19 protein-coding genes and 1 pseudogene are annotated in these 20,757 nt (G+C 65.7%); 10 read left to right on the forward strand and 10 right to left on the reverse strand.

Annotation, left to right across the window (positions count from 1 at the left end; genetic code table 11):
- Positions 1–34: 34 nt before the first annotated feature.
- Together ACETII_RS17320 and ldtR are read right to left on the reverse strand one after the other, a co-directional pair.
- Positions 35–1,138: a site-2 protease family protein gene (locus tag ACETII_RS17320; protein ID WP_363348018.1), complete on the reverse strand. Its 1,104-nt coding sequence runs from the start codon at positions 1,136–1,138 to the stop codon at positions 35–37.
- 153 nt (positions 1,139–1,291) lie between these two features.
- Positions 1,292–1,801, reverse strand: a complete 510-nt coding sequence (gene ldtR, locus ACETII_RS17325) for a transcriptional regulator LdtR (RefSeq protein WP_363351369.1) — start codon at positions 1,799–1,801, stop codon at positions 1,292–1,294.
- Positions 1,802–2,067: 266 nt separating this feature from the next.
- Between ldtR and ACETII_RS17330 the strand changes: the two genes are divergently transcribed.
- Complete coding sequence (locus ACETII_RS17330) at positions 2,068–3,075, forward strand: bifunctional nicotinamide-nucleotide adenylyltransferase/Nudix hydroxylase (protein WP_472786343.1); 1,008 nt, start codon at positions 2,068–2,070, stop codon at positions 3,073–3,075.
- A gap of 61 nt (positions 3,076–3,136) precedes the next feature.
- Here the strand turns inward: ACETII_RS17330 and ACETII_RS17335 are convergent, their stop codons facing one another.
- Genes ACETII_RS17335 through ACETII_RS17345 form a run of 3 tightly spaced genes read right to left on the reverse strand, consistent with a single transcriptional unit; the run spans position 3,137 to position 7,143 of the window.
- Entirely contained in the window at positions 3,137–3,652 is a 516-nt protein-coding gene (locus ACETII_RS17335) for a DUF6163 family protein (RefSeq protein ID WP_472786344.1), read from the reverse strand.
- A 54-nt stretch (positions 3,653–3,706) separates the two neighbouring features.
- A complete protein-coding gene (gene trpE, locus ACETII_RS17340; RefSeq protein ID WP_472786345.1) occupies positions 3,707–5,242 on the reverse strand; it encodes an anthranilate synthase component I in 1,536 nt (511 codons plus the stop codon).
- Complete coding sequence (locus ACETII_RS17345) at positions 5,239–7,143, reverse strand: SurA N-terminal domain-containing protein (protein WP_363348026.1); 1,905 nt, start codon at positions 7,141–7,143, stop codon at positions 5,239–5,241. The genes trpE and ACETII_RS17345 overlap by 4 nt, the downstream gene beginning before the upstream one ends.
- Before the next feature lie 223 nt (positions 7,144–7,366).
- Here ACETII_RS17345 and ppk2 point away from each other — a divergent pair, with 223 nt between their 5' ends.
- Entirely contained in the window at positions 7,367–8,380 is a 1,014-nt protein-coding gene (gene ppk2, locus ACETII_RS17350) for a polyphosphate kinase 2 (RefSeq protein WP_472786346.1), read from the forward strand.
- Between the two features lie 441 nt (positions 8,381–8,821).
- A complete protein-coding gene (locus ACETII_RS17355) occupies positions 8,822–9,115 on the forward strand; it encodes a hypothetical protein (protein ID WP_472786347.1) in 294 nt (97 codons plus the stop codon).
- On the opposite strand, the pseudogene ACETII_RS17360 reads toward ACETII_RS17355, so the two are convergent.
- Positions 9,109–9,380: pseudogene (locus ACETII_RS17360) on the reverse strand (arsenic resistance protein); the annotation flags it as partial. The gene ACETII_RS17355 and the pseudogene ACETII_RS17360 sit on opposite strands and share 7 nt — an antisense overlap.
- 488 nt (positions 9,381–9,868) lie before the next feature.
- Between ACETII_RS17360 and tpiA the strand changes: the two are divergent.
- Positions 9,869–10,642 (forward strand): triose-phosphate isomerase, encoded by a 774-nt coding sequence (gene tpiA / locus ACETII_RS17365; RefSeq protein ID WP_472786348.1) that lies wholly within the window; start codon positions 9,869–9,871, stop codon positions 10,640–10,642.
- A gap of 92 nt (positions 10,643–10,734) precedes the next feature.
- On the forward strand, positions 10,735–11,157 hold the full coding sequence (ndk, locus tag ACETII_RS17370) for a nucleoside-diphosphate kinase (protein WP_281927358.1): 423 nt from the start codon (positions 10,735–10,737) through the stop codon (positions 11,155–11,157).
- A gap of 117 nt (positions 11,158–11,274) precedes the next feature.
- Here ndk and ACETII_RS17375 read toward each other — a convergent pair whose 3' ends face one another.
- From ACETII_RS17375 to purM, 3 genes are all read right to left on the reverse strand, one after another.
- Complete coding sequence (locus ACETII_RS17375; RefSeq protein ID WP_472786349.1) at positions 11,275–11,985, reverse strand: glutathione S-transferase family protein; 711 nt, start codon at positions 11,983–11,985, stop codon at positions 11,275–11,277.
- The gene (gene purN / locus ACETII_RS17380; RefSeq protein WP_472786350.1) at positions 11,978–12,643 is read right to left on the reverse strand and encodes a phosphoribosylglycinamide formyltransferase; all 666 of its coding nucleotides are present in this window, start codon (positions 12,641–12,643) and stop codon (positions 11,978–11,980) included. The genes ACETII_RS17375 and purN overlap by 8 nt, the downstream gene beginning before the upstream one ends.
- A gap of 70 nt (positions 12,644–12,713) precedes the next feature.
- Positions 12,714–13,778, reverse strand: a complete 1,065-nt coding sequence (gene purM, locus ACETII_RS17385; RefSeq protein ID WP_472786351.1) for a phosphoribosylformylglycinamidine cyclo-ligase — start codon at positions 13,776–13,778, stop codon at positions 12,714–12,716.
- A 155-nt stretch (positions 13,779–13,933) separates the two neighbouring features.
- Between purM and ACETII_RS17390 the strand changes: the two genes are divergently transcribed.
- From ACETII_RS17390 to ACETII_RS17400, 3 genes are all read left to right on the forward strand, one after another.
- Positions 13,934–15,007, forward strand: a complete 1,074-nt coding sequence (locus ACETII_RS17390) for a hypothetical protein (RefSeq protein WP_472786352.1) — start codon at positions 13,934–13,936, stop codon at positions 15,005–15,007.
- A gap of 204 nt (positions 15,008–15,211) precedes the next feature.
- The gene (locus ACETII_RS17395) at positions 15,212–15,928 is read left to right on the forward strand and encodes a DUF1013 domain-containing protein (protein WP_363348042.1); all 717 of its coding nucleotides are present in this window, start codon (positions 15,212–15,214) and stop codon (positions 15,926–15,928) included.
- A 94-nt stretch (positions 15,929–16,022) separates the two neighbouring features.
- Complete coding sequence (locus ACETII_RS17400; RefSeq protein WP_472786353.1) at positions 16,023–17,681, forward strand: acyl-CoA synthetase; 1,659 nt, start codon at positions 16,023–16,025, stop codon at positions 17,679–17,681.
- A 170-nt stretch (positions 17,682–17,851) separates the two neighbouring features.
- Here ACETII_RS17400 and ACETII_RS17405 read toward each other — a convergent pair whose 3' ends face one another.
- Entirely contained in the window at positions 17,852–18,019 is a 168-nt protein-coding gene (locus ACETII_RS17405; protein ID WP_363348046.1) for a hypothetical protein, read from the reverse strand.
- 380 nt (positions 18,020–18,399) lie between these two features.
- Between ACETII_RS17405 and ACETII_RS17410 the strand changes: the two genes are divergently transcribed.
- Both ACETII_RS17410 and ACETII_RS17415 read left to right on the forward strand, forming a co-directional pair.
- Positions 18,400–20,214: an ABC transporter transmembrane domain-containing protein gene (locus ACETII_RS17410; RefSeq protein ID WP_472786354.1), complete on the forward strand. Its 1,815-nt coding sequence runs from the start codon at positions 18,400–18,402 to the stop codon at positions 20,212–20,214.
- 72 nt (positions 20,215–20,286) lie between these two features.
- Positions 20,287–20,712, forward strand: a complete 426-nt coding sequence (locus tag ACETII_RS17415; RefSeq protein WP_472786355.1) for a nuclear transport factor 2 family protein — start codon at positions 20,287–20,289, stop codon at positions 20,710–20,712.
- Positions 20,713–20,757 lie beyond the last annotated feature (45 nt).

The following is a 20,757-nucleotide window of genomic DNA, read 5'->3' on the forward strand; positions in this document are numbered from 1 at the left end:
GGGGCCGCGTTAGGCAACCTCGCGCGGCGCGCGTCTATTGCGACGCGATCTGGCGGTGCGGGAGGCGCCAATCGGGCCGCGCGTCGCGGATCATCATGATCTCCCCGAGCGACTGCCGCGTCAGCAGGCCGACGAGCCGCCCGTCGCGATCCACCACGCCGACGGGGGCCCCGGCGTTGAGCGAGGTCAGCGCGGCCTCGACATTTTCATGCGCGCCAATGGTCGCGAGCGTCTTGCTGGCGAAGGGAGCGACCGGCGCGCCAGGATCCGAGGCGCGCAGGGCGTCGACGATTTCGGCGCGCGACAGGAGACCGACGGGCCGGTTGAGCGCGTCGACAAGGGGAAAATCTTCCTGGGAGGTGGCGAGCAGGATTTCAACGGCCTCGCTGACGGTGGCCCCGCGCCCGATGGCGGCGATGCGGGTCTCCATCGCGTCGACCGCCGGTATGCCGCGCGCGGCTTCCGCCATGGTCGTCATCTGCGCCTCGCCCGCGGCGGCGATATAGACGAAGATCGCGATGAAAAGCAGCATCGGATTGCCGAAGAGGCCCGCAAATCCGAGAAGGAAGGCGAAAGCCTGGCCGATATAGGCCGCAATGTTCGTGGCTTTTGACTGGCCAAGCCACATGGCGAGCGCGGCCCGCAGCACCCGCCCGCCGTCCATGGGGAACGCCGGGATGAGGTTGAAGACGGCCAGGAAAATATTGGTGGCGGCCAACCGCTCCCAGAGACTGACCGACGGGTTGGCGATCTGCGCCGCCTCGCCGAGGTTGAACGCGCCCGAGACCCCGAGCAGGACGGCCGCGATGACAATGTTGACGGCCGGGCCGGCGATGGCGACCAGCAACTCCTGCCAGGGCTTCTGCGGCATCGATTCCATATCGGCGACGCCGCCGATGGGGAGCAGCGTCACCTCGGGCGAGGCGATGCCGAACTGGCGCGCCATGAGGATGTGGCCGAATTCATGCAGAACCACGCAGGCGAACACCGCGGAGATGAACAGGACGCTCTGGCCCGCCGCCTCTGCGCCGCCGCGTTGAAAGGCGGCCATGGCGATCCAGGCCAGGAAAAGCAGGAGAGTGATGTGAATGCGCACGGCCGTTCCCCTGAACGTGCCAAGCGTAAAGGACCAGCGCATCCGGAAACCCCGCAGCGTAAACAAGTCGTCAAGACATAGGGCGTCGCCGGCTGTTGCGCCAGAGCAGCTGAATCAGGGCGTTGAAAAGAAAAGGCCGGCGAAGCCCGAGGCGTCGCCGGCGAAGTTTACGACAAAGAAAAGGAAGCGGTTTTTTCAGAGACGGAAACGAATCTGGTCCGTCCAGAAGCGCTCGAGACGGGTGAGCGACTGGTTCAGGGAGCGGAACTCCTCGGGAGAGACGCCGCCGATCTGCTCGATCGTCTTGGCGTGCTTGTCGTAGAGCTGCGCGACAATGTCGTGGACTTCCTTGCCTTTGGGGGTGAGGCTGATGCGCACGGAGCGGCGGTCGAGGCGCGAGCGGGCATGGTGCAGATAGCCCGTGTCGACGAGCTTCTTGACGTTGTAGGAGACGTTGGAGCCCAGATAATAGCCGCGCGTGCGCAGTTCGCTCGCGGTGAGCTCCTTGTCGCCGATATTGTAGAGCAGGAGCGCCTGCACAGCGTTGACGTCGCCACGGTCGCGGCGGTCGAACTCGTCCTTGATGACGTCGAGCAGGCGACGATGCAGACGCTCGACGAGGGTGAGCGCCTCGAGATAGACCGGCCTCACCTCGCCCGCGCGGTCGGCGGCGGCTTCGTTTCTGGCGGGCTGGGCGGTCTTCATAACGGCGCTCATCCTTTTCTCCATCGTTTTCGTTGCGTCGCGCATGTCTTGCTTGATGAGGTCAAATTATCTGCTCACGAATGAACTTGAGTTTAAATAACAGCCTGAATCGCGCGTTTACCCAGACTTGCGGGCTTTGGGTGAATCAAAGTTGAACCGAAAGCGGCAAGTTTGGCGTAATGCGCTGGATCGCTAAGGATTGGCGGGCGACTGTTAAGAAGCCGCTGGGCTTTTATTAATCTTTGCGGAAACAGAAGGGAGCAAGAGTGGCGAAATACGATCTCGCGGTTGTCGTCGCGCGCTTCCAACCCGTGCAGAACTCGCATTGCGTCCTTCTCGAGCATGCGCTCGCGCAGGCCCATCGCGCGCTTGCGCTCGTCGGCTCCTCTGACGCCGCGCGCACGCCCAAGCATCCGTGGAGCTATGCGGAGCGCGCCGAGATGATCGCGGCCGCGCTCGGGCCGGCGGCGTCGCGCGTCACGACGCTGCCGCTGCGCGACCATCTCTACAATGCGCACCGCTGGCGCGCCGAAACGCAGGCGCAGGTCGCGCGCGTCGCAGGCGACGCACAATCCGTCGCGCTCTTTTGCGCGGCGCACGACGCCCGTGCGTTTCCGCAATGGGCGCAGATTGTGATCGATCTGCCGCCGGCGCCTTCGGCTGAAGCAATTTGCGAAGCGCTCTTTGCAGATTCAGACAGCGGCCTGCGCTTGATCGAAGACCATACGCCGGGGGCGGTCTTCGACATGATCTCGACATTCCGCCGTTCCGGCGACTTTGCGCGTCTGCGCGAAGAATATCGCATCATCCAGGCGGAACGCGGGGCTTGGGCCCAGGCGCCGTTTCCGACGATCTTCGTCACGGTCGACGCCGTCGTCGCACATTCGGGCCATGTGCTGCTCGTCGAACGCCGGCATGATCCGGGGCGTGGGCTGTGGGCGCTGCCGGGCGGCTTCGTCGAGCCGCACGAAACAGTGCGCGACGCGGCAATCCGCGAATTGCGCGAAGAGACGATGATCGAGGTTTCAACCTCGGCGCTGCTCGGCCATCTGCGCGACGCGGTCGTGTTCGACGATCCGCAGCGGTCGCTGCGCGGGCGCACGATCACCCACGCCTTCTTCTTCGACTTTCCGTCGGGAGATCTGCCGGAGGTTCAGGGCGGCGACGACGCAGCTTGCGCACGCTGGGTCCCGATGCATGAAGTCAGCGGCATGCGATCGCGCATGTTCGAGGATCACTTCTTCATCCTCGAACATTTTCTCGGTCTGGATTGAAGCTGAAGGCGCGGACTTTCCCGCTCCCCCGCCGGCGGGGAGAGGGCAGGGCGACTGAGCGTCAGCCTTCCTGACGCGGGGCGGGGCGGGCGCGCGCCTCTCTGCGGCGTCGGCGCTCCCGCAGACGCGGCGCGTCGACGTCCCGGCCCGCCTCGAAGGTCAGGCCGAAATACATGATGATGAGAAGCGCGTTGACGCCGATCAGCCAATAGCCGCCGACGGAAAAGCCCGGCATGCTCAGGGTGAGAAAGATCTGCGCGCTGGCGATGAGCAGCCAGAGCACGCCGCCCCAGGGCGTCGCGAGCCAAAGGCCGACGCCGGCGACAAGATCGAGCACCGCGAAAAAAATCACCGCGAAGGCGGCGTTTTGCGGCATGGTGTCGAAGATCGACTGTTTGGCCATGAGCACGATGCGCCAGTGCATCAGGCCCTGCATCAGCCAGAACAGCGCGACGATGCGCATGAAGCGCGACAGCAGCATGCCCCATTTGGCCGCGTCGCCCGCGGGGCCGGGATCGCCGACCCGGATCGGACGATAAGGATCGTCGCCGTCGTCATAGATGCTGGGATCGGCCATCAACGGTCCTTTGGCGGAGCCGGACGCGGGCCTCCGGCTCGATCAAACCCCAAATCATTGCCCCCGGCGCGCGCGGGCGGCGAAGCGGACGGCTTCCTCGGCGGCGCGGAACAACGCCTTGGCCTTGTTCGCGCACTCGCGGTTTTCATATTCGGGCTCGCTATCATAGACGACGCCCGCGCCGGCCTGCACATGCATCTTGCCGTCTTTGACGATCGCCGTGCGCAACACGATGCAGGTGTCCATCTGTCCCGCAGAGCCAAAATAGCCGATGCAGCCGCCGTAAATGCCGCGCTTGTCGGTCTCGAGTTCGTCGATGATCTCCATGGCCCGCACCTTGGGCGCGCCGGAGACCGTGCCGGCGGGAAAGCCCGCCGCGAGCGCGTCGATGCAGTCGAAACGGCTCTCGTCCAACTCGCCTTCGACATTCGAGACGATATGCATGACGTGGCTGTAGCGCTCGATCGTAAAACTGTCGGTGACGCGCACCGTCCCGGTTTTCGCGACGCGGCCGACGTCGTTGCGGCCGAGATCCAGCAGCATGAGATGCTCGGCGCGCTCTTTCTCGTCGGCGAGAAGTTCGGCGGCGAGCCGCTCGTCCTCGACCTTGTTCTCGCTGCGCCAGCGCGTGCCGGCGATCGGTCGGATGGTGACCTTGCCTTCGGCGACGCGCACGAGAATTTCCGGGCTCGAGCAGACGATCTGAAACGCGCCGAAATCGAGGAAGCAGAGGAACGGCGCCGGATTGACGCGGCGCAGCGCGCGATAGAGCGCGAAGGCGGGCAGCGCGAAAGGCGCGGTGAAACGCTGCGAGAGCACGACCTGAAAAATATCGCCCGCGCGGATATATTCCTTCGCCCGCTCCACCATCTCGAGGAAACGGGACTTCGGCGTGTTGGAAACCGGCTCTTCGGCGAGGAGCGCGGGATCGCAGCCGGCGTCGCGATGTTCGAGCGGCGCCTCCAGCGTCGCGACGACCCTGTCGAGACGCGCCAGCGCCGCCTCATAGGCGGCCTTGGCGGCGACGCCCGCGCGCGGGCGCACCGGGGTCACGATGGAAATTTCATCGCGGACAGTATCGAAGACGACCATGACCGTCGGGCGGATGAACAGCGCGTCCGGAACGCCGATCTTGTCGTCCTTGGCGGGCGCCAGCCGCTCCATCTGGCGCACCATGTCGTAGCCGAGATAGCCGAAGACGCCGGCGGCCATTGGCGGCGACTGCGGCGCGGCGGCCGGGATGGCGGATTCCGCGATGAGCTGGCGCAGCGCCACGAGCGGCGCCACGCCACAGGGCGCAAAGGCGTTGGCGTCCGCGAGCGCGTCGCGGTTGATTTCGGCCCGGTCGCCCACCGCGCGGAAGATCACGTCCGGGTCGAGGCCGATCATCGAGTAGCGCCCCCGCGCGGCGCCGCCCTCGACCGACTCGAGCAGGAAGGTCGAGCCGGCGCGCTCGCGCGAGAGTTTCAGATAAGCGGAGACCGGCGTCTCCAGATCGCCGACGAGGCGCGTCACGACGAGCCTCGGACGTCCGGCGTCGTAATCGGCGGCGAAAGCCCCGAAGTCGGGCTCGAACACGGCGCCTGTCACTGTTCTTCCTTGCCCACTCCGACGGCGGCTTCGAGCGCCTTCTGATTGATCTCGACGTTGAGCGCCTTTTCGAGGCCGCCGACATATTGCTCGAGGAGATCGTTCTGCACGGCTGGCTTGAGCTGGTCGGCGATGATCTTGGATTCAACGGAGTTCGGGTCGAAGGGCGGCGTCTGCGCGTCCTTCACGACGAAGATCAGCCGGCCGTTGTCGACAGTGGCGGAGCCCGCGCCGCCGGGCGGAACGTCGAAGAACTGCACGATGGTGTTGACCGTGAAGTCGGGCCGCTGCGCGCGCTTCACCTCGGTCGCGCGCTTCACCTCGAGTTTGAGCGCCTTGGCGGCGTCCTCGATGGACTGCCCGCCCTTGATCTTGGCCACGATCTCGTCCGCTTTGGCGGAGAGCGCCTTCTGGGCGTTTTCCGCGCGCATGGTTTCGGCGACCGAGTCTTTCACCTCTTCGAACGTCTTCTGGCGCGCGGGCTCGATGGCGTTCACCTCGAACCAGACATGGCCGCCGTCGCGCGTCGCGACGGTTTCATTGTCCACGCCGATGTCGGAAGCGAAGGCCGCCTTCAAGAGGTCGGCGCCGGCGGGAACCTCGATCGCCTTTCCGTCCTTGCCGCGCCCCGCGTCGTCGACGCCGTCGATCACGCGGGTCTGGACGCCCGCGGCGGCGGCGGCTTCGGCCAGCGTCTTGCCGGCGGCGCGCTGATCCTCGATCGCATCGTGCAGCTTGCTGACCTGCGGGCCGGCGCGCTGCGTCGCGATCTCGGCCTTGAGCTCGGTCTTCGCCTGGTCGAAGGTCTTGGTGGTCACCGCAGGCGAAATCTTCTTCACAACGGAGATGACCGTGCCGAAGGCGGTCGTCACCGGCTCCGCGACGCCCGGCTGCGGCAAGGCGAAGACGGCGTCGCCGACCTTGGCGTCGCCAAAGTCGCGCTTCTCGACGAGGCCCAGATCGACGTCCTTGGGATTGCGCTTGAGCTCGGCGGCGAGCGCGTCGATGTCCGCGCCGCCCTTGAGCTTGGCGACGGCGTCCTGCGCTTCCGCGTCGGACTTGAAGACGAGCTGGCGCACCTCGCGCTTCTCGGGCGTCCCATAGCGCTTGCCTTTGACGTCGTCATAAAGCTTGCGCGCGTCGTCGTCGGAGACGTCGGCGACCTTGGCGATGGTGGAGGGGCTCGCCTCAACGACCGTGAGCTTGCGATATTCCTTGGCGCGGAACGTCTGCTCGCGGTCCTGGAAATATTTCTTCAGCTCCTCCTCGCTCGGCTTCTGGGCGTCGCCGGCGGCGGAGACAGGCAGGACGAAATAGTCGACCGAACGGGCCTCGTTGCGGAAGCGATGAATGGCCTCGACCATCAGCTTCGGCGGCTCGACGCCGGCGATGACGATGTCGGTCAAGGCCTTGCGAAGATAGGCGGCCTTCTGGTCGGCGAGGAAGCCGCGCTCGGTGTAGCCGGCGTCGCGGGCGATGGCCTTGAACTTGTCCGCGTCGAAGGCGCCGTTCGTCTGGAACGCCTTCTCGTTGGCGATGATGCGCTGGGTCGTCTCGTCGCTGGAGGCGAGGCCGAGATTGCGCGCCTTCTGGTCGAGGGCGACGTCGGTGATCAGGCGCTCCAGGACCTGCAGGTCCATGCCGGCGCGATGGGCCTCCTCGGCGGTGACGGCGCGGCGCATTTTCTGCTGCACGCGCCGCAGATCGTTCTGGAAGGCGGTGCGGAACTGGTCGACCGTCACCTCGCCGGCGCCCACTCGGGCGAGGCGCTGCGCCGTGAAGCCGCGGAAGACGTCTCCGACGCCCCAGATCGCGAAACTGATCACGATGACGCCCATCACAACCGCCATGATGGCGCGGCCGATCCAGTTCTGCGATGCGACGCGCAGGCCCTCGAGCATTTTTCCGGTTCCCTTATTTCCGATTTTTGGGGGCGTGCGGCCCCGATTTGGCGGCGGACTATAGGGAGGGGCGCGGGCCGTGGCAATGAGCCGCGCGCATATCCGCGCCCGCGCGTCGATTTGCGACATTGCAAGGCCGAGCCCTGGGCCGCCAGTCTCGCATCCGTCGCGCGGCGCCAGGCGTGGGCCGAAGCCCGATGCGCTTTTCAGCAATGGGATGAGAATGGACGAAACCAGAAACGAGAACGCCGCCGATTCCGTCACAGCGCTCGAACAAGCCGCCGGCGCGGTCGAAGCGGAACCGCAGGACGCCGCTCCGGCGCGCGCCGCGGTCGAGCCTGCGCCGCAGCGAGAGGACGTCCGCCGGCTGCGCGCCGATTCGGAGGCGATCCGCCACGCCTTCGAGACGGGCGAGTTTCCCTACAAGACGCGACTGTCGAACAAGGTCTACCTCGACCATATGGCCGCCTTGCAGGTCGAGTTGCTCAAGGCCCAGAACTGGGTCAAGGAGGCCGGCCAGCGCATCGTCGTGCTGTTCGAGGGCCGCGACGCCGCCGGCAAGGGCGGCACGATCAAGCGGTTCATGGAGCATCTCAACCCGCGCGGCGCCCGCGTCGTCGCGTTGGAGAAGCCCACCGAGCGCGAGCGCACCCAGTGGTATTTTCAGCGTTACATCCAGCACCTGCCGGCGGGCGGCGAGATCGTCTTCTTCGACCGCAGCTGGTACAACCGCGCCGGCGTCGAACGCGTCATGAACTTTTGCACGCCGAACGAATATCTCGACTTCATGCGCCAGTGTCCCGATCTCGAGCGCATGTTCGTAAGCTCTGGCGTCAGACTCTACAAATACTGGTTTTCCGTGACGCGCGAGGAGCAGATGCGCCGCTTCAAGGCGCGGCAGACCGATCCGCTGAAACAGTGGAAGCTGTCGCCCATCGATCGAGCCTCCATGGATAAATGGGACGATTACACCGAGGCGAAGGAGGCGATGTTCTTCTTCACCGACACAGCGGATTCGCCCTGGGTCGTGATCAAGTCCGACGACAAGAAGCGCGCGCGCCTGAATTGCATGCAGCACTTCCTGTCGAGCCTCGATTATCCCAACAAGGACCACAGCGTCGTGCGCGGCCCCGACCCGCTGATCGTGGGAGCCAGCGCGCATGTCATCGGCCGCAGCGAGCACATCGTCGGCAGGTCGCTGACGATGGATCTCGAGAAAAAGCGCAAGCGCGGGTAGTAGGCGCCGCTGAGGTCGAGGCGCGCCGCCAGCGCGCCTCACTTTTGTCGGGGTATGCGCAAGATCTCGCCGCTTCAAGGCCTCCGAGCAAAATTTTTTCATCGAAACTACGTTCAAAATCAATAGGCTACTTGCCGCGCAGGCGCTCCTCGCGTATCAATCGAGACGCTGACGCTGTACGGGAATGAATAGACCGGCGGCAACGGCTCCGGGGCGAGCGCTTGGCCCGCGGAGCTTCAAGTATAAATGCGGCGACGTACGCAACGCCAAGCGCCTCATAAAGGAACCTCCATGCTGCGATCTTTTGGTCTCGCAGGAATGATGACGTGTGTACTCATTTCTGCGCCCGCCAATGCTTTCGATGTGGTCCGTCATGACTATGGTGGACGCGTTGAACCTTACGTCGCGCGTCTGTCTGCGGCCCAGTCCCGTGGCGAGCCGGTGCGCATTGGTCCGGTCGAGTGCGACTCCTCCTGCACGCTCTACCTCGGCGCGCGTAACAGCTGCGTGCACCCGGGCGCCGTTTTCGGCTTCCATGCGCCGTGGGTCGGCGGTCCCAACAGCGGCGTCGTCGATCCGCAGATGACCGCCGTGTTCGCCTCGGCCTACAAACCGCCGCTGCGCCGCATCTTCATGAACCACGTGCGCGCCACGCGCGGCATGGTTCCGGGCCCGCTGCTCAAGCTTACGGGCGTGCAGCTCGCGAGCCTCGGCTATCGCCTCTGCGGCTACTGATCGGACAGCTCAAGGGCAGGCGGCGGCGCGGTTTGGGTTTCGCGTAGCGCGCCGGCTTCACACCAGCCCTTGCTCCAATTTACGATCCAGCAGACGCTGAGCATGACCGGGAACGATCAGCCGCCGACGACGGTCGCCAGCGCCGCTCCGGAGTCGAACCCGAACAGGCCGATCGCGGCCGCGACCGCGACTTTGAAAAAGTTGCTGGCCCCATAAGCGCAGAGGGGCCGGCGACGCAATGGCGCGCGCCGCACAAGCGGTTGAGGCCCTAAGGCCAGCGCCGCGTTGACATCGACGCCCCAGTGCGCATGAGCGGACGAGACCGGCCCCTCGTCCTTCGAGACGCGTGCTTCGCACGCTCCTCAGGATGAGGGTCCTTGCATTGCCAAATCTTCTAAAAGCAAATTGACAAGCAGTCCTCATCCTGAGGAGCCGCCGCAGGCGGCGTCTCGAAGGACGAGGATTGCGGCTCCAGCGTTTGAAGATGTCGCGGAGAGCTTGCTTCCAATCGGGTCGGACAGGCCTCGCGGCGGCATTGCCGCAGACGGTAACTCTGCGGGGGCCCGGCTCGCTGAAAATGTCCCGACCTTTCGAGGCGAAGCCTTCGGCTGGATGGCGGCGGCCGGCGGCTTCTGCATTTCTACCTCCCATTATGTAGGAATATATACAGCTCCATGACGCTGCGCCTGCTGGACGCATTGCGACTCCGCGATCTTCTGTTACCTAAATCGAACGATCAGAGGATTCGCGCCCATGACTCGCCGCCCGCTCGTCGCCGGTAACTGGAAAATGAACGGGTCGCTCGCATCCCTCGCCGAGGTCGCGGCCATGGGTGGAGCCTATGATGCGGCGCTGAAGGCGCGGGTCGAGCTGATCGTCTGCCCGCCCGCGACGCTCGTCGCCATGGCGGTGGAGGTCGCGACGCGCTTGGGGATCGGGCTTGGCGGCCAGGATTGCCATGTCGACGCCAGCGGCGCGCATACGGGCGACATTTCCGCCGAAATGCTCAAGGACGCCGGCGCGTCCTATGTCATCGTGGGCCACAGCGAGCGGCGGGCCGACCATGGCGAGACCGACGCCATTGTGCAGGCCAAGGCTGCGGCGGCGCTGCGGGCCGGGCTCACGCCGATTGTCTGCGTCGGCGAGACCCGCGCCGAGCGCGAAGCCGGCGACGCCCTCGCCGTCGTGGGGGCGCAGATCGACGGCTCGCTGCCCGCCGACGCGCCGGACACGATCGTCGTCGCCTATGAGCCGGTCTGGGCGATCGGCACGGGGCTGACGCCAACGCCCGCCGACGTCGCCCAGATGCACGCCTTCGCACGCGAGCGGATCGAGCAGCGGCTCGGCGGCGGCAAGAGCGTGAACGTGCGCATTCTCTATGGCGGCTCCGTGAAGCCGGCCAACGCCCAAGAGCTGATGAGCGTCGCCAATGTCGACGGCGCGCTGGTCGGCGGCGCCAGCCTCACCGCCAAGGACTTCGTGGCGATCGCCGACGCCTATCGCTTGATCGGCGCGCTTTCGGCGTGAGGACAGGCAAGGCTTGCCGCCTTGCGGCGCCGCCGTTATAAGCGCGGCGCTTATCTTTCCAGCACTCCAACTAGACGAGGCGATGCGCTCTCATGGCGATCGAACGCACTTTTTCCATCCTCAAGCCCGACGCGACCAAGCGCAACCTCACCGGCGCCATTAACGCCCTCATCGAGGGCGCGGGCCTGCGCATCGTGGCGCAGAAGCGCATCCGCATGACCCGCGAGCAGGCCGAGACCTTCTATGCGGTGCATAAGGAGCGTCCCTTCTTCGGCGAACTCGTCGACTTCATGATCTCCGAGCCGGTCGTCGTACAGGTGCTCGAGGGCGAGAATGCGATCGCGCGCTATCGCGAAGTCATGGGCGCCACCAATCCGGCCAACGCCGCGCCGGGCACGATCCGCAAGGAGCACGCGCTCTCGGTCGGCGAGAACTCCGTGCATGGCTCCGACGCCCCGGAGACGGCAGCGATCGAAATTGCGCAGTTCTTCTCCGGCAACGAGATCGTCGGCTGATTTGCAGCGCCGCGGTGTCCTATACCCGGCGCTGGATGACCTCGCTTCGCTCGCAATGACGGTCTTCTCGTCATTGCGAGGAGGCGACGCCCGCAAAGCGCCCCATGGCGCAGCGCATTACGTCTGCGCTTCTTTAAAATACCGCCCCATTATCCTGTCGCGATAGGCGACAAGGTTCGGCTTCGAGAGCGCCGCGTCGCGCGTCGGCGAATTGGTCGCCGGATCCATGAGCACCGCGAGCATGCCAAAGGCGGAGGCGTCGGCGGCGCAGGGCCGCTCGCCGAAGAGGAACGGTTTGTCGCCAAGGAGCGTCGCCAGCGCCTCGACGTCGCGGGCGCCGAGAAGGGCGAGCTCCGACGCGCTGAACCGGGCGACGCCCTGCTGCCAGAACCGCCACAACAGACCCCGCCGGATCGCCCATTTGCCGATCGCGCGCGCCGGCGCCGGCAGAAGTCGGTCGAAGACCGGGCCGGGACCGTGCGCGAAATTATCGTCATCCTTCCAGCGATGCAGCGCGATGATCCACATCAGGTGATCCTCGCAAAGCTTCTCGATCGCTACGGCCTGCGCCCGTTCGAGCGGCGAGAGGCCTGCGTCGAAATCGATCCCGCGGGTCTTTTCGAGATGCAAGCGGATAAAGGTCGAATCCGCGATAACCACGCCGTCGTCGTCAATGTATGGGAGCTTGCCCTTGGGCGCGCTACGAAAGCCGGTCGTATCCACCGCGAAGTCGACGCCGGCGATTCTCAGGAGCGTCATCGCCTTGATGACGAAAGGCGAGAGATCCGGCAGGCCGGGCGCGGGGCCGAAGCCGTAGAGTCTAACCATTCGTGACCCCGTCGCCCGCCGGCGCGACGAGACGCGCGTCGCTTTCCGCCAGCGCGCCGAGCACGCGGTTGCCCTCGACGCGCACGGCGCCCGACGCCACGAGGCGCAGCGCCAGCGGATAGATCACATGCTCCTGCGCGAGAACGCGCGCGCCGAGGGTCTCGGCGTCGTCGCCATCGAGCACCGGCACGGCCGCCTGCGCGACGATGGGGCCCTCGTCCATTTCCGGCACGACGAAATGCACTGTGCAGCCATGGATCTTCACGCCGTCGGCAAGGGCGCGCTCATGCGTGTGCAGGCCGCGATAGGCGGGCAGCAGAGCAGGGTGAATATTGAGAATCCGCCCGCGCCACTGGCTGATGAACCAGGGCGTGAACAGGCGCATGAAGCCAGCGAGACAGAGGAAGTCGATGCGATAGGTCTCGAGGACGATTTGAAGCGAACGCTCGAACTCCTCGCGGCCGGCATAGATCTTGTGATCCACGGCCGCGACGGCGATCCCGGCGGCTTTCGCCTTGGCGAGACCCGGCGCGTCCGGACGGTTGGAGAGCACGAGCGCGATCTGCGCCGGAAACTCCGGCGCGCGCGCCGCGGCGATCAGCGCGTCCATATTGGAGCCGCGGCCGGAAATGAGAATGGCGGTGCGCAGGCGGGTCATTGCATTGCAGCTCCACGGCGCCTTCCCTCTCCCGCAAGGGGAGAGGGGCCGCTCATGAGGGAAGGGCGCCTTAAAGCCCCAACGCCCCTTGCATCAAGACGCGTTCGCCCTCGCTCGCGTCGATGGCTTGGCCGATCCGCACCGGATGCTCGCCAACGTCGCGCAGAACCTTCTCGGCCTCGTCTGCGCCCTCGCGCGACGCGAACACGACCATGCCGACGCCGCAGTTGAAGGTGCGCAGCATTTCGCTCGCCTCGATCTCGCCGGTCTTGGCGAGCCATTTGAAGACGCGCGGGACAGCGAAGGCCGAGAGATCGAGCGCGACGCCGACGCCCTTGGGCAGGACGCGCGGAAGATTTTCTGGAAAGCCGCCGCCGGTGATGTGCGCCATGGCGCGAATATGCGGCGTGCGTTTCAGCGCCGCGAGCAGCGGCTTCACATAAATCCGCGTCGGCTCCAGCAGCGCGCGGGCGAGCGTCATCTCCGGCGCGTAAGGCGCGGTCGCGTTCCAGGAGAGGCCCATGTCTTTCACGACTTTGCGCACGAGCGAGAAGCCGTTGGAGTGCAGGCCGGAGGAGGGCAGACCGAAGGCGACGTCGCCCGGCAGCACGGGGCGCGGCAGCAGCGCCCGACGATCGACCGCGCCGACGGCGAAGCCCGCGAGATCGAAATCGTTTCGCGCATAAAGCCCCGGCATTTCCGCCGTCTCGCCGCCGAGGAGCGCGCAACCCGCTTGGACGCAGCCGTCGGAGACGCCCTTGACGACTGCGGCCGCGACCTTCGGGTCGAGCTTTCCGGTTGCGTAATAGTCGAGAAAGAAAAGCGGCTCGGCGCCCTGCACGATGAGGTCGTTGACGCACATGGCGACGAGATCGACGCCCACTGTGCCGTGCAGGCCCGATTCGATCGCAATCTTCACCTTTGTGCCGACGCCGTCGTTCGCGGCCACGAGCAGCGGATCAGAAAAGCCCGCCGCCTTGAGATCGAAGACGCCGCCGAATCCGCCGATCTCGCCATCGGCGCCGGCGCGGCGCGTGGCGCGCACAAACGGGCGGATCATGTCGACGAGGCGATTGCCGGCGTCGATATCGACGCCCGCGTCTGAGTAACTGAGCCCTCTGGCTTTTTCTTGCATGGCGCTGTCCCGTCGGGCCCTCCCGCCCGCTCGGGGTTAATGGGCAATGCGAACCCCGCTGTCAAATGAGCCGCGATCGGCTAGCTTCTGTGCGTTTGCACAAAGATTTGCTGCGCCGCCGCGCCTACCGTTCAGCGCGATGGAGGAGGGACGATATGTCACCACGTTCACGCATTGACGATCTCGCGGCCGCGCGCGACGCCGGCGTCATCGACGCCGCGACCTACGAGCGGCTTGCGACGTTTTTGGCCGCGCGCCCCGCCGCGCCCGCTCCGGCGGATCAGTCGCCGCGCTACGATTTCGTTCACGTGCTTTGGTATGCAGGGGCGCTGATCGTGCTTGGCGCCATGGGCATGTTCTCGACCATGGCCTTCGGCCTCTGGGGCGACGGCGCCTTACTGGCGACGGCCGTGATCTATGCCGCCCTGTTCCTGCTCGCCGGCGCCGTTCTCTGGCGGCGGGGTCTGCGCACGCCGGGCGGGCTGCTCGTCACCTGCGCGGTCGGCATGGCTCCGCTCGGCATTTACGCGCTGCAGTCGATTCTTGGCCACAGCCCCATCGACGCGCCCGGCGGCTATCGAGACTTTTACATCTGGATCAAGTCGAGCTGGCTGCCGATGGAGGTCGGCACGATCGCGGCGGCCTCGGCCGCGCTGCTGTTCTTCCCGTTTCCGTTCCTTACCATGATCATCGCCTTTTGCCTGTGGTTCATGTCGATGGATCTGACGCCCTGGCTGATGCGGGTAGAGGAGTTCACCTGGGATCAGCGCGCGACCGTCAGCATGTTTTTCGGGCTGATTGTCATCGCTCTCGCCTGGCTGATCGATCTGAAGAAATGGAAGAACGGCGACTTCGCCTTTTGGCTGCACCTTGGCGGGCTCCTGGCCTTCTGGGGCGGGCTCACCGCGCAGCACAGCGGCGGCGAATTGGGCAAGGCGCTTTATTGCGGCATCAACGTCGGGCTCATCTTCCTGTCGATTTTCCTGATGCGCCGCGCCTACGCCGTGTTCGGGGCCATCGGGGTCACGATGTATCTCGGCTATCTCTCGGCCGACGTCTTCAAGGATTCGATCCTGTTTCCCTTTGCACTCTCGGGCGTCGGCGTGGCGCTCATCGCCTTTGGGCTGATGTTCCACAAATACGGCCCGGCGCTCGGCGGCGCCCTGCGGGAGCTTTTGCCGGAGCATCTTCAGGGCCTGCGGCCCGCCCATGCGCGGGAAAGGGGCTGACGGCGCCCCTTCCCATCCGCAAAAGGGAAGAAGTCTGCGTAAGGCGCAAGCGCGCACCTGAGCAAATGATTGCGATTTGGACGTCCAGCGGCTATATTGCGGTCATTCCCATCATGGACGGTCGAGCCTAATGGGGTCGCCGCCGCCGAAAAGGCGCGGCGCCGGACGCTCCCCCCATGCCCGCACCCAAGGAGATTCTTCAAGATGAGCAACGCCCCCTTGATGCCGAAGGCGACGGCAGTCTGGCTCGTCGAAAACACCTCGCTGACCTTCGATCAGATCGCCGAGTTCTGCAAACTGCACCCGCTGGAGGTGAAGGGCATCGCCGACGGCGAGGTCGCGGCCGGCATTCGTGGCCATGACCCGATCACCTCGGGCCAGCTCACCCGCGAGGAAATCGCCCGCGGCGAACGCGACACGCGCCATCAGCTCAAGCTCTCGGTCTCCAAGGTCGTCGTGCCGGAGGTCAAGAAGGCGCGGGGCCCGCGTTACACGCCGCTGTCGCGCCGCCAGGACCGGCCCAACGCCATCTTGTGGCTCGTCCGTAACCATCCCGAGCTCAAGGACGCGCAGATCATGCGCCTCGTCGGCACTACCAAGGCGACCTTGAAGGCGATCCGCGAGCGCACCCACTGGAACTCCGCCGCGCTCACGCCCATGGACCCGGTGACGCTCGGCCTCTGTTCGCAGATCGACCTGGACTTCGAGGTCAACCGCGCCGCCAAGGACCGGCCGGCGGTCGTCGAGGATCATGGCCAGACGCTCGTGCCCGCCGCCGTCACCACGGGCCATCGCGAGCCGACCACGACCGAAGACGTCTTCGGCAAGCCGACGACGCCCGTGCGCCCGGCGGAGGACGAGGACAATTTCGACGCCGACCGCGTCTTCGGCCGTCTCAAGGACGTCGATTTCGGCGAATGAGGCGAGAGGCGGCCGGCAAGCGGCAGACAAGCGGAAAATTGCATATATCCTGCAAGCGACGATCCGCTTGCTTGCGCTTTTGGAGTCTTCCTTGATGCCCGCATCCGCCTATGATCGCGATCTCGACCGCAATCCGGCCAATTTCCAGCCCCTGACGCCGCTGACCTTTCTCGCCCGGGCGGCGGCGGTCTTCCCCGACCGGATCGCGATCATCCACGGCGGCTTGCGGCGCACCTATCGTGACTTTTATGCACGCAGCCGACGCCTCGCCGGCGCGCTGGAGAAAGGCGGGATCGGGCGCGGCGACACCGTTTCCGTGATGTTGGCCAACACGCCGGCGATGCTCGAATGCCATTATGGCGTCCCCATGGTCGGGGCGGTGCTGAACACGCTCAACACACGTCTCGATGCGCCGATCCTCGCCTTCACCATCGACCACGCCGAAGCCAAGGCGCTGATTGTCGATCGCGAGTTCGCAGACCTCATGCGCGAGGCGCTGGCGCTTACCAAGTCGAAGCCGCTCATCATCGACTACGACGACCCGGAATACGAAGGTTCGGGCGAGCGGCTCGGTTCGATCGATTACGAGGATTTTCTGCTCGGCGGCGATCCCGATTACGCCTGGGAGCCGCCGCGCGACGAATGGGACGCGATCTCGCTCAATTACACGTCGGGCACCACGGGCGACCCCAAGGGCGTCGTCTATCACCATCGCGGCGCTTATCTGCTGGCGCTCGGCAATATTCTCACCGGCGACATGGGCCGGCATCCCGTCTATCTGTGGACGCTGCCGATGTTCCACTGCAATGGCTGGTGCTTCCCCTGGTCGCTTTCCGTCTCCGCTGGCACGCATGTCTGCCTGCGCCAAGTGCGCGCCGGCCATATGTACGAGCTCATGGCGGAGCATGGCGTGACCCATCTCTGCGGCGCGCCGATCGTCATGTCGACGCTGCTCAACGCCACCGACGCCGAGAAGAAGCCGTTGAAACAGACGGTGCGATTCTTCACCGCCGCCGCGCCGCCGCCGCAGGCGGTTCTCGCGGCGATGCGGGCCGCGGGCTTCGACGTCACCCATCTTTACGGGCTGACCGAAACCTATGGTCCGGCGGCCGTGAACGAATGGCAGGAGCGCTGGGACGATCTCGAGGCGGCTGCGCAGGCGAAAATGAAAGCCCGGCAGGGGGTTCGCTACAGCGTCCTCGAGGACCTCGACGTCATTGATCCGGAAACCATGCAGCCCGTGCCGCGCGACGGCGCCACCATGGGCGAGGTGATGTTTCGCGGCAATATTGTGATGAAGGGCTATCTCAAGAACAAATCCGCGTCAGAGAAAGCCTTTCACGGCGGCTGGTTCCACTCGGGCGATCTCGGCGTGATGCATCCCGACGGCTATATCCAGCTCAAGGACCGCTCCAAGGACATCATCATCTCCGGCGGCGAGAATATTTCCTCGATCGAGGTGGAGGATATTCTCTTCAAGCATCCCAAGGTGAGCGCCGCCGCGGTCGTCGCCGCGCCGGACGACAAATGGGGCGAGACGCCTTGCGCCTTCGTCGAGTTGAGGGACGGGGAGAGCGCGACGGCCGAGGAGATCATCGCCTGGTCGCGCACGCATCTGGCGCATTTCAAATGCCCGCGCCATGTCGTCTTCGGGCCGCTGCCGAAGACCTCCACGGGCAAGATCCAGAAATATATTTTGCGCAATCGCGCGCGCGAGATGTGGCCGGGCGGGGCGTCGACGGCGAGCCTGTAAGAAATGAAAAGCGCTTCCCGAGGCCTAAGTCCGGAAAGCGCGCTTCTTGAAAATGGCTACTTTAAAGCTCTGTTGAAAACAGCACAGCCAGCAACCGCTGTCGCGACTGCTGGCTGGTGTCGACTAGCGATACGCTGGCGGCCAGACCCGCGTTCCGCCGAATTGTCGATTTAGAAGAACAGGCCCAGGCAGCCGCCCGCGAGCGCGCCGACGACGGCGGCCGCGATGGTGTTCGGCAGACCGCCGAGCGCAGCAGCCGCGAGGCCGCCAAGGAGAACGGCGCCGACGCCAGCGAAGATGTAGGTGTTCGTCGTGATTTCGAGTTCTTTGTCAGCCATTTTCGTCACTCCTCTTTCGTTCCCAGAGCCGCGCCTTATTTTCTGTTTTTCTAGCGCTTTGCCCCCCACCGTGCGGCGGACGCGTCATTTCGACGCAGGCAAAAGGTATCATAAGTTTCGCCGCTGTCCAGCCAGGAGCGCATTTTTCCGCGACAACATGTCGCAGATCGTAACACCCTGAAAAAACTGCCTCTGCGAGGCTGTGGAGCGCAAAATCTGTCGCCGCGGCCGAAAAAAATTTTGTCGCCGCCGCACAAAGTTCGCGCCGGGCGGCGCTGAACCGAGAGCGCGAGGACATCGGCGGACGGAGCGGGGCCGCCCTGGGCGCCGTGAAAACTGAGAGTCGTTTTCATTCCCGGCGGGCGCTATAGGGACGGCCTATGACAGAGACCCAATCCGCCGCCGCTTCGACCCCCTCTTCCGATTCGCGACGCTTCAGCGCGATTCTCGCGCCGCTGCGCCCGCTGCTGCCCTACGCATTGCGATACAAGCAGACGATCGCGCTCGCCTTCGCGGCGCTCATCGTCGCGGCGGGGGCGACGTTGACCTTGCCCGCGGCCGTGCGCGGCATGATCGACCATGGCTTCACCGCCGACAGCGCGGGGACAGTGAACGCCTATTTCGGCGCGATGATCGGCGTCGCCGCGACCCTCGCGCTGGCTTCCGCCACGCGCTACTATTTCGTGATGACGCTCGGCGAGCGCGTGGTCGCCGACCTGCGCGCCGATCTCTTCAAGCATCTCACCGCGCTCGACGCCGCCTTTTTCGACACGGCCAAGACCGGCGAGCTTTTGTCCCGCCTGACCGCCGACACGACGCTGCTGAAATCCGCCTTCGGCTCTTCGGCGTCGGTCGCCTTGCGCAACATTTTCATGTTCATCGGGGCCGTTGTGATGATGTTCGCGACGAGCCCGAAGCTCGCGGGACTGGCGCTGGCGGCGATCCCGGTGATCGTATTGCCGCTCATTGCGTCGGGACGCAGCGTGCGGCGCCGCTCGAAACATGCCCAGGACATGCTCGCCCAGGCGGCCGCCTATGCCGGCGAGAACCTGTCCGCCGTGCGCGCCATGCAGGCCAATGGCGCGCAGGCCTCGACCGTCTCCCGGTTCCGCCGCGCAGTGGAGACCGCCTATGAGGCCGCCCAGGCGGCGACGCTGATGCGCGCCTTCGTGACGGCGGGCGTCATTCTCGTCGTCTTCACCAGCATTGTCGCCGTTCTCTGGCTCGGCGCGCAGGACGTGCTCTCCGGGCGTATGAGCGCCGGCCTGCTCTCGCAATTCGTGCTCTACGCCGTGCTCGGCGCGAGTTCGCTCGGCGAATTGTCCTCGGTGTGGAGCGAAGTGGCCGCCGCCGCCGGCGCGGCGTCGCGCATCGCGGAAATTCTCTCGGTGAAGCCGAAGATTGTCGCGCCGCCTTATCCGACGCCCGCGCCGGCGCGCTGGCGGGGGCAAATATCTTTCGACCATGTCGTCTTCGCCTATCCGACGGCGCCCGATCGCGCGGCGCTGCGCGACCTCTCGCTCGTCGTCGAGCCCGGCGAGCGCGTGGCGCTCGTGGGCCCGTCGGGCGCCGGCAAGTCGACGCTGTTTTCGCTGCTGCTGCGCTTCTACGACGTCGACAGCGGCGCCATCGCGCTCGACGGGGTCGACGTGCGCGCGCTCGATCCGCTCGATCTGCGCGCCGCCATCGCGCTCGCGCCGCAGGACCCGGTGATTTTCGGCCTGAGCGTCGCCGAAAACATCGCCTATGGCCGCGAGGGCGCGACGCGGGAGGCGATCGTCGCGGCGGCCAAGCGCGCCCAGGCGCATGCATTCATCGAGGCGCTGCCGCAGGGCTACGACACGCTGCTCGGCGAGCGCGGCGTCACGCTCTCCGGCGGCCAGCGCCAGCGCCTCGCCATCGCGCGGGCCATTCTCGCCGATGCGCCGGTTCTGCTGCTCGATGAGGCAACCTCCGCGCTCGACGCCGAGAACGAGGCCGCCGTGCAGGCGGCGCTGCACGACGTGATGGCCGGCCGCACCAGCATCGTCATCGCGCATCGCCTCGCCACCGTGCTCGAGGCCGACCGCATCATCGTGCTCGACGAGGGCCGCATCGTGGAGGAGGGGACGCACGCGACGCTTAGCGCCGCCGGCGGCCTCTATGCGCGGCTGGCGAAGCTGCAGTTCCACACGGAGCGGGCGGGGGCCGCGTAGCGCCAGAAGCGCTGGCCCATCCGCGGAAAGCCGTCTACTCTCACGGGCGGTGCATTTCACCGGAGCGTCGCCATGTCCCAGGAAGCGCGCAACACAGCCATTTTGCAGGAAGCTTATCGCCTTTGGGCGGACACGAAGGGCGGCAGCGTCGACCACTGGCTGTCGATCATGGCCGACGAGATCGACTTTGGTTCGCTCGCCATGGGCCGCGTGAGCGCGGTCGAATTCACCAAACAGCGCTATTCTCCCGAAGGCGTCGAGAGCTATCTGCGCGCGCTCACCAACGACTGGGAGATGATCAATTACGTCGTCGACCACTTTGTCGCCCAGGGCGACCGGGTGGTCATGCTCGGCCGCACGGCCTGGCGCTACAAGGCCAACGGCAGGGCGGTCGATACGCCCAAGGTCGACGCCTGGCGTTTCAACGCGGACGGCAAGGCCTTCGAGTTCTTCGAATATTACGATACGGCGGCGATGTTCGAAGCGGTGCGGGACTGACGCGCGCCAGCGGGAGCCGAAGCTGAGCGCCGTGCGAAGCGGACG

It is taken from the genome of Methylocystis sp. NC52PC (assembly GCF_055698645.1).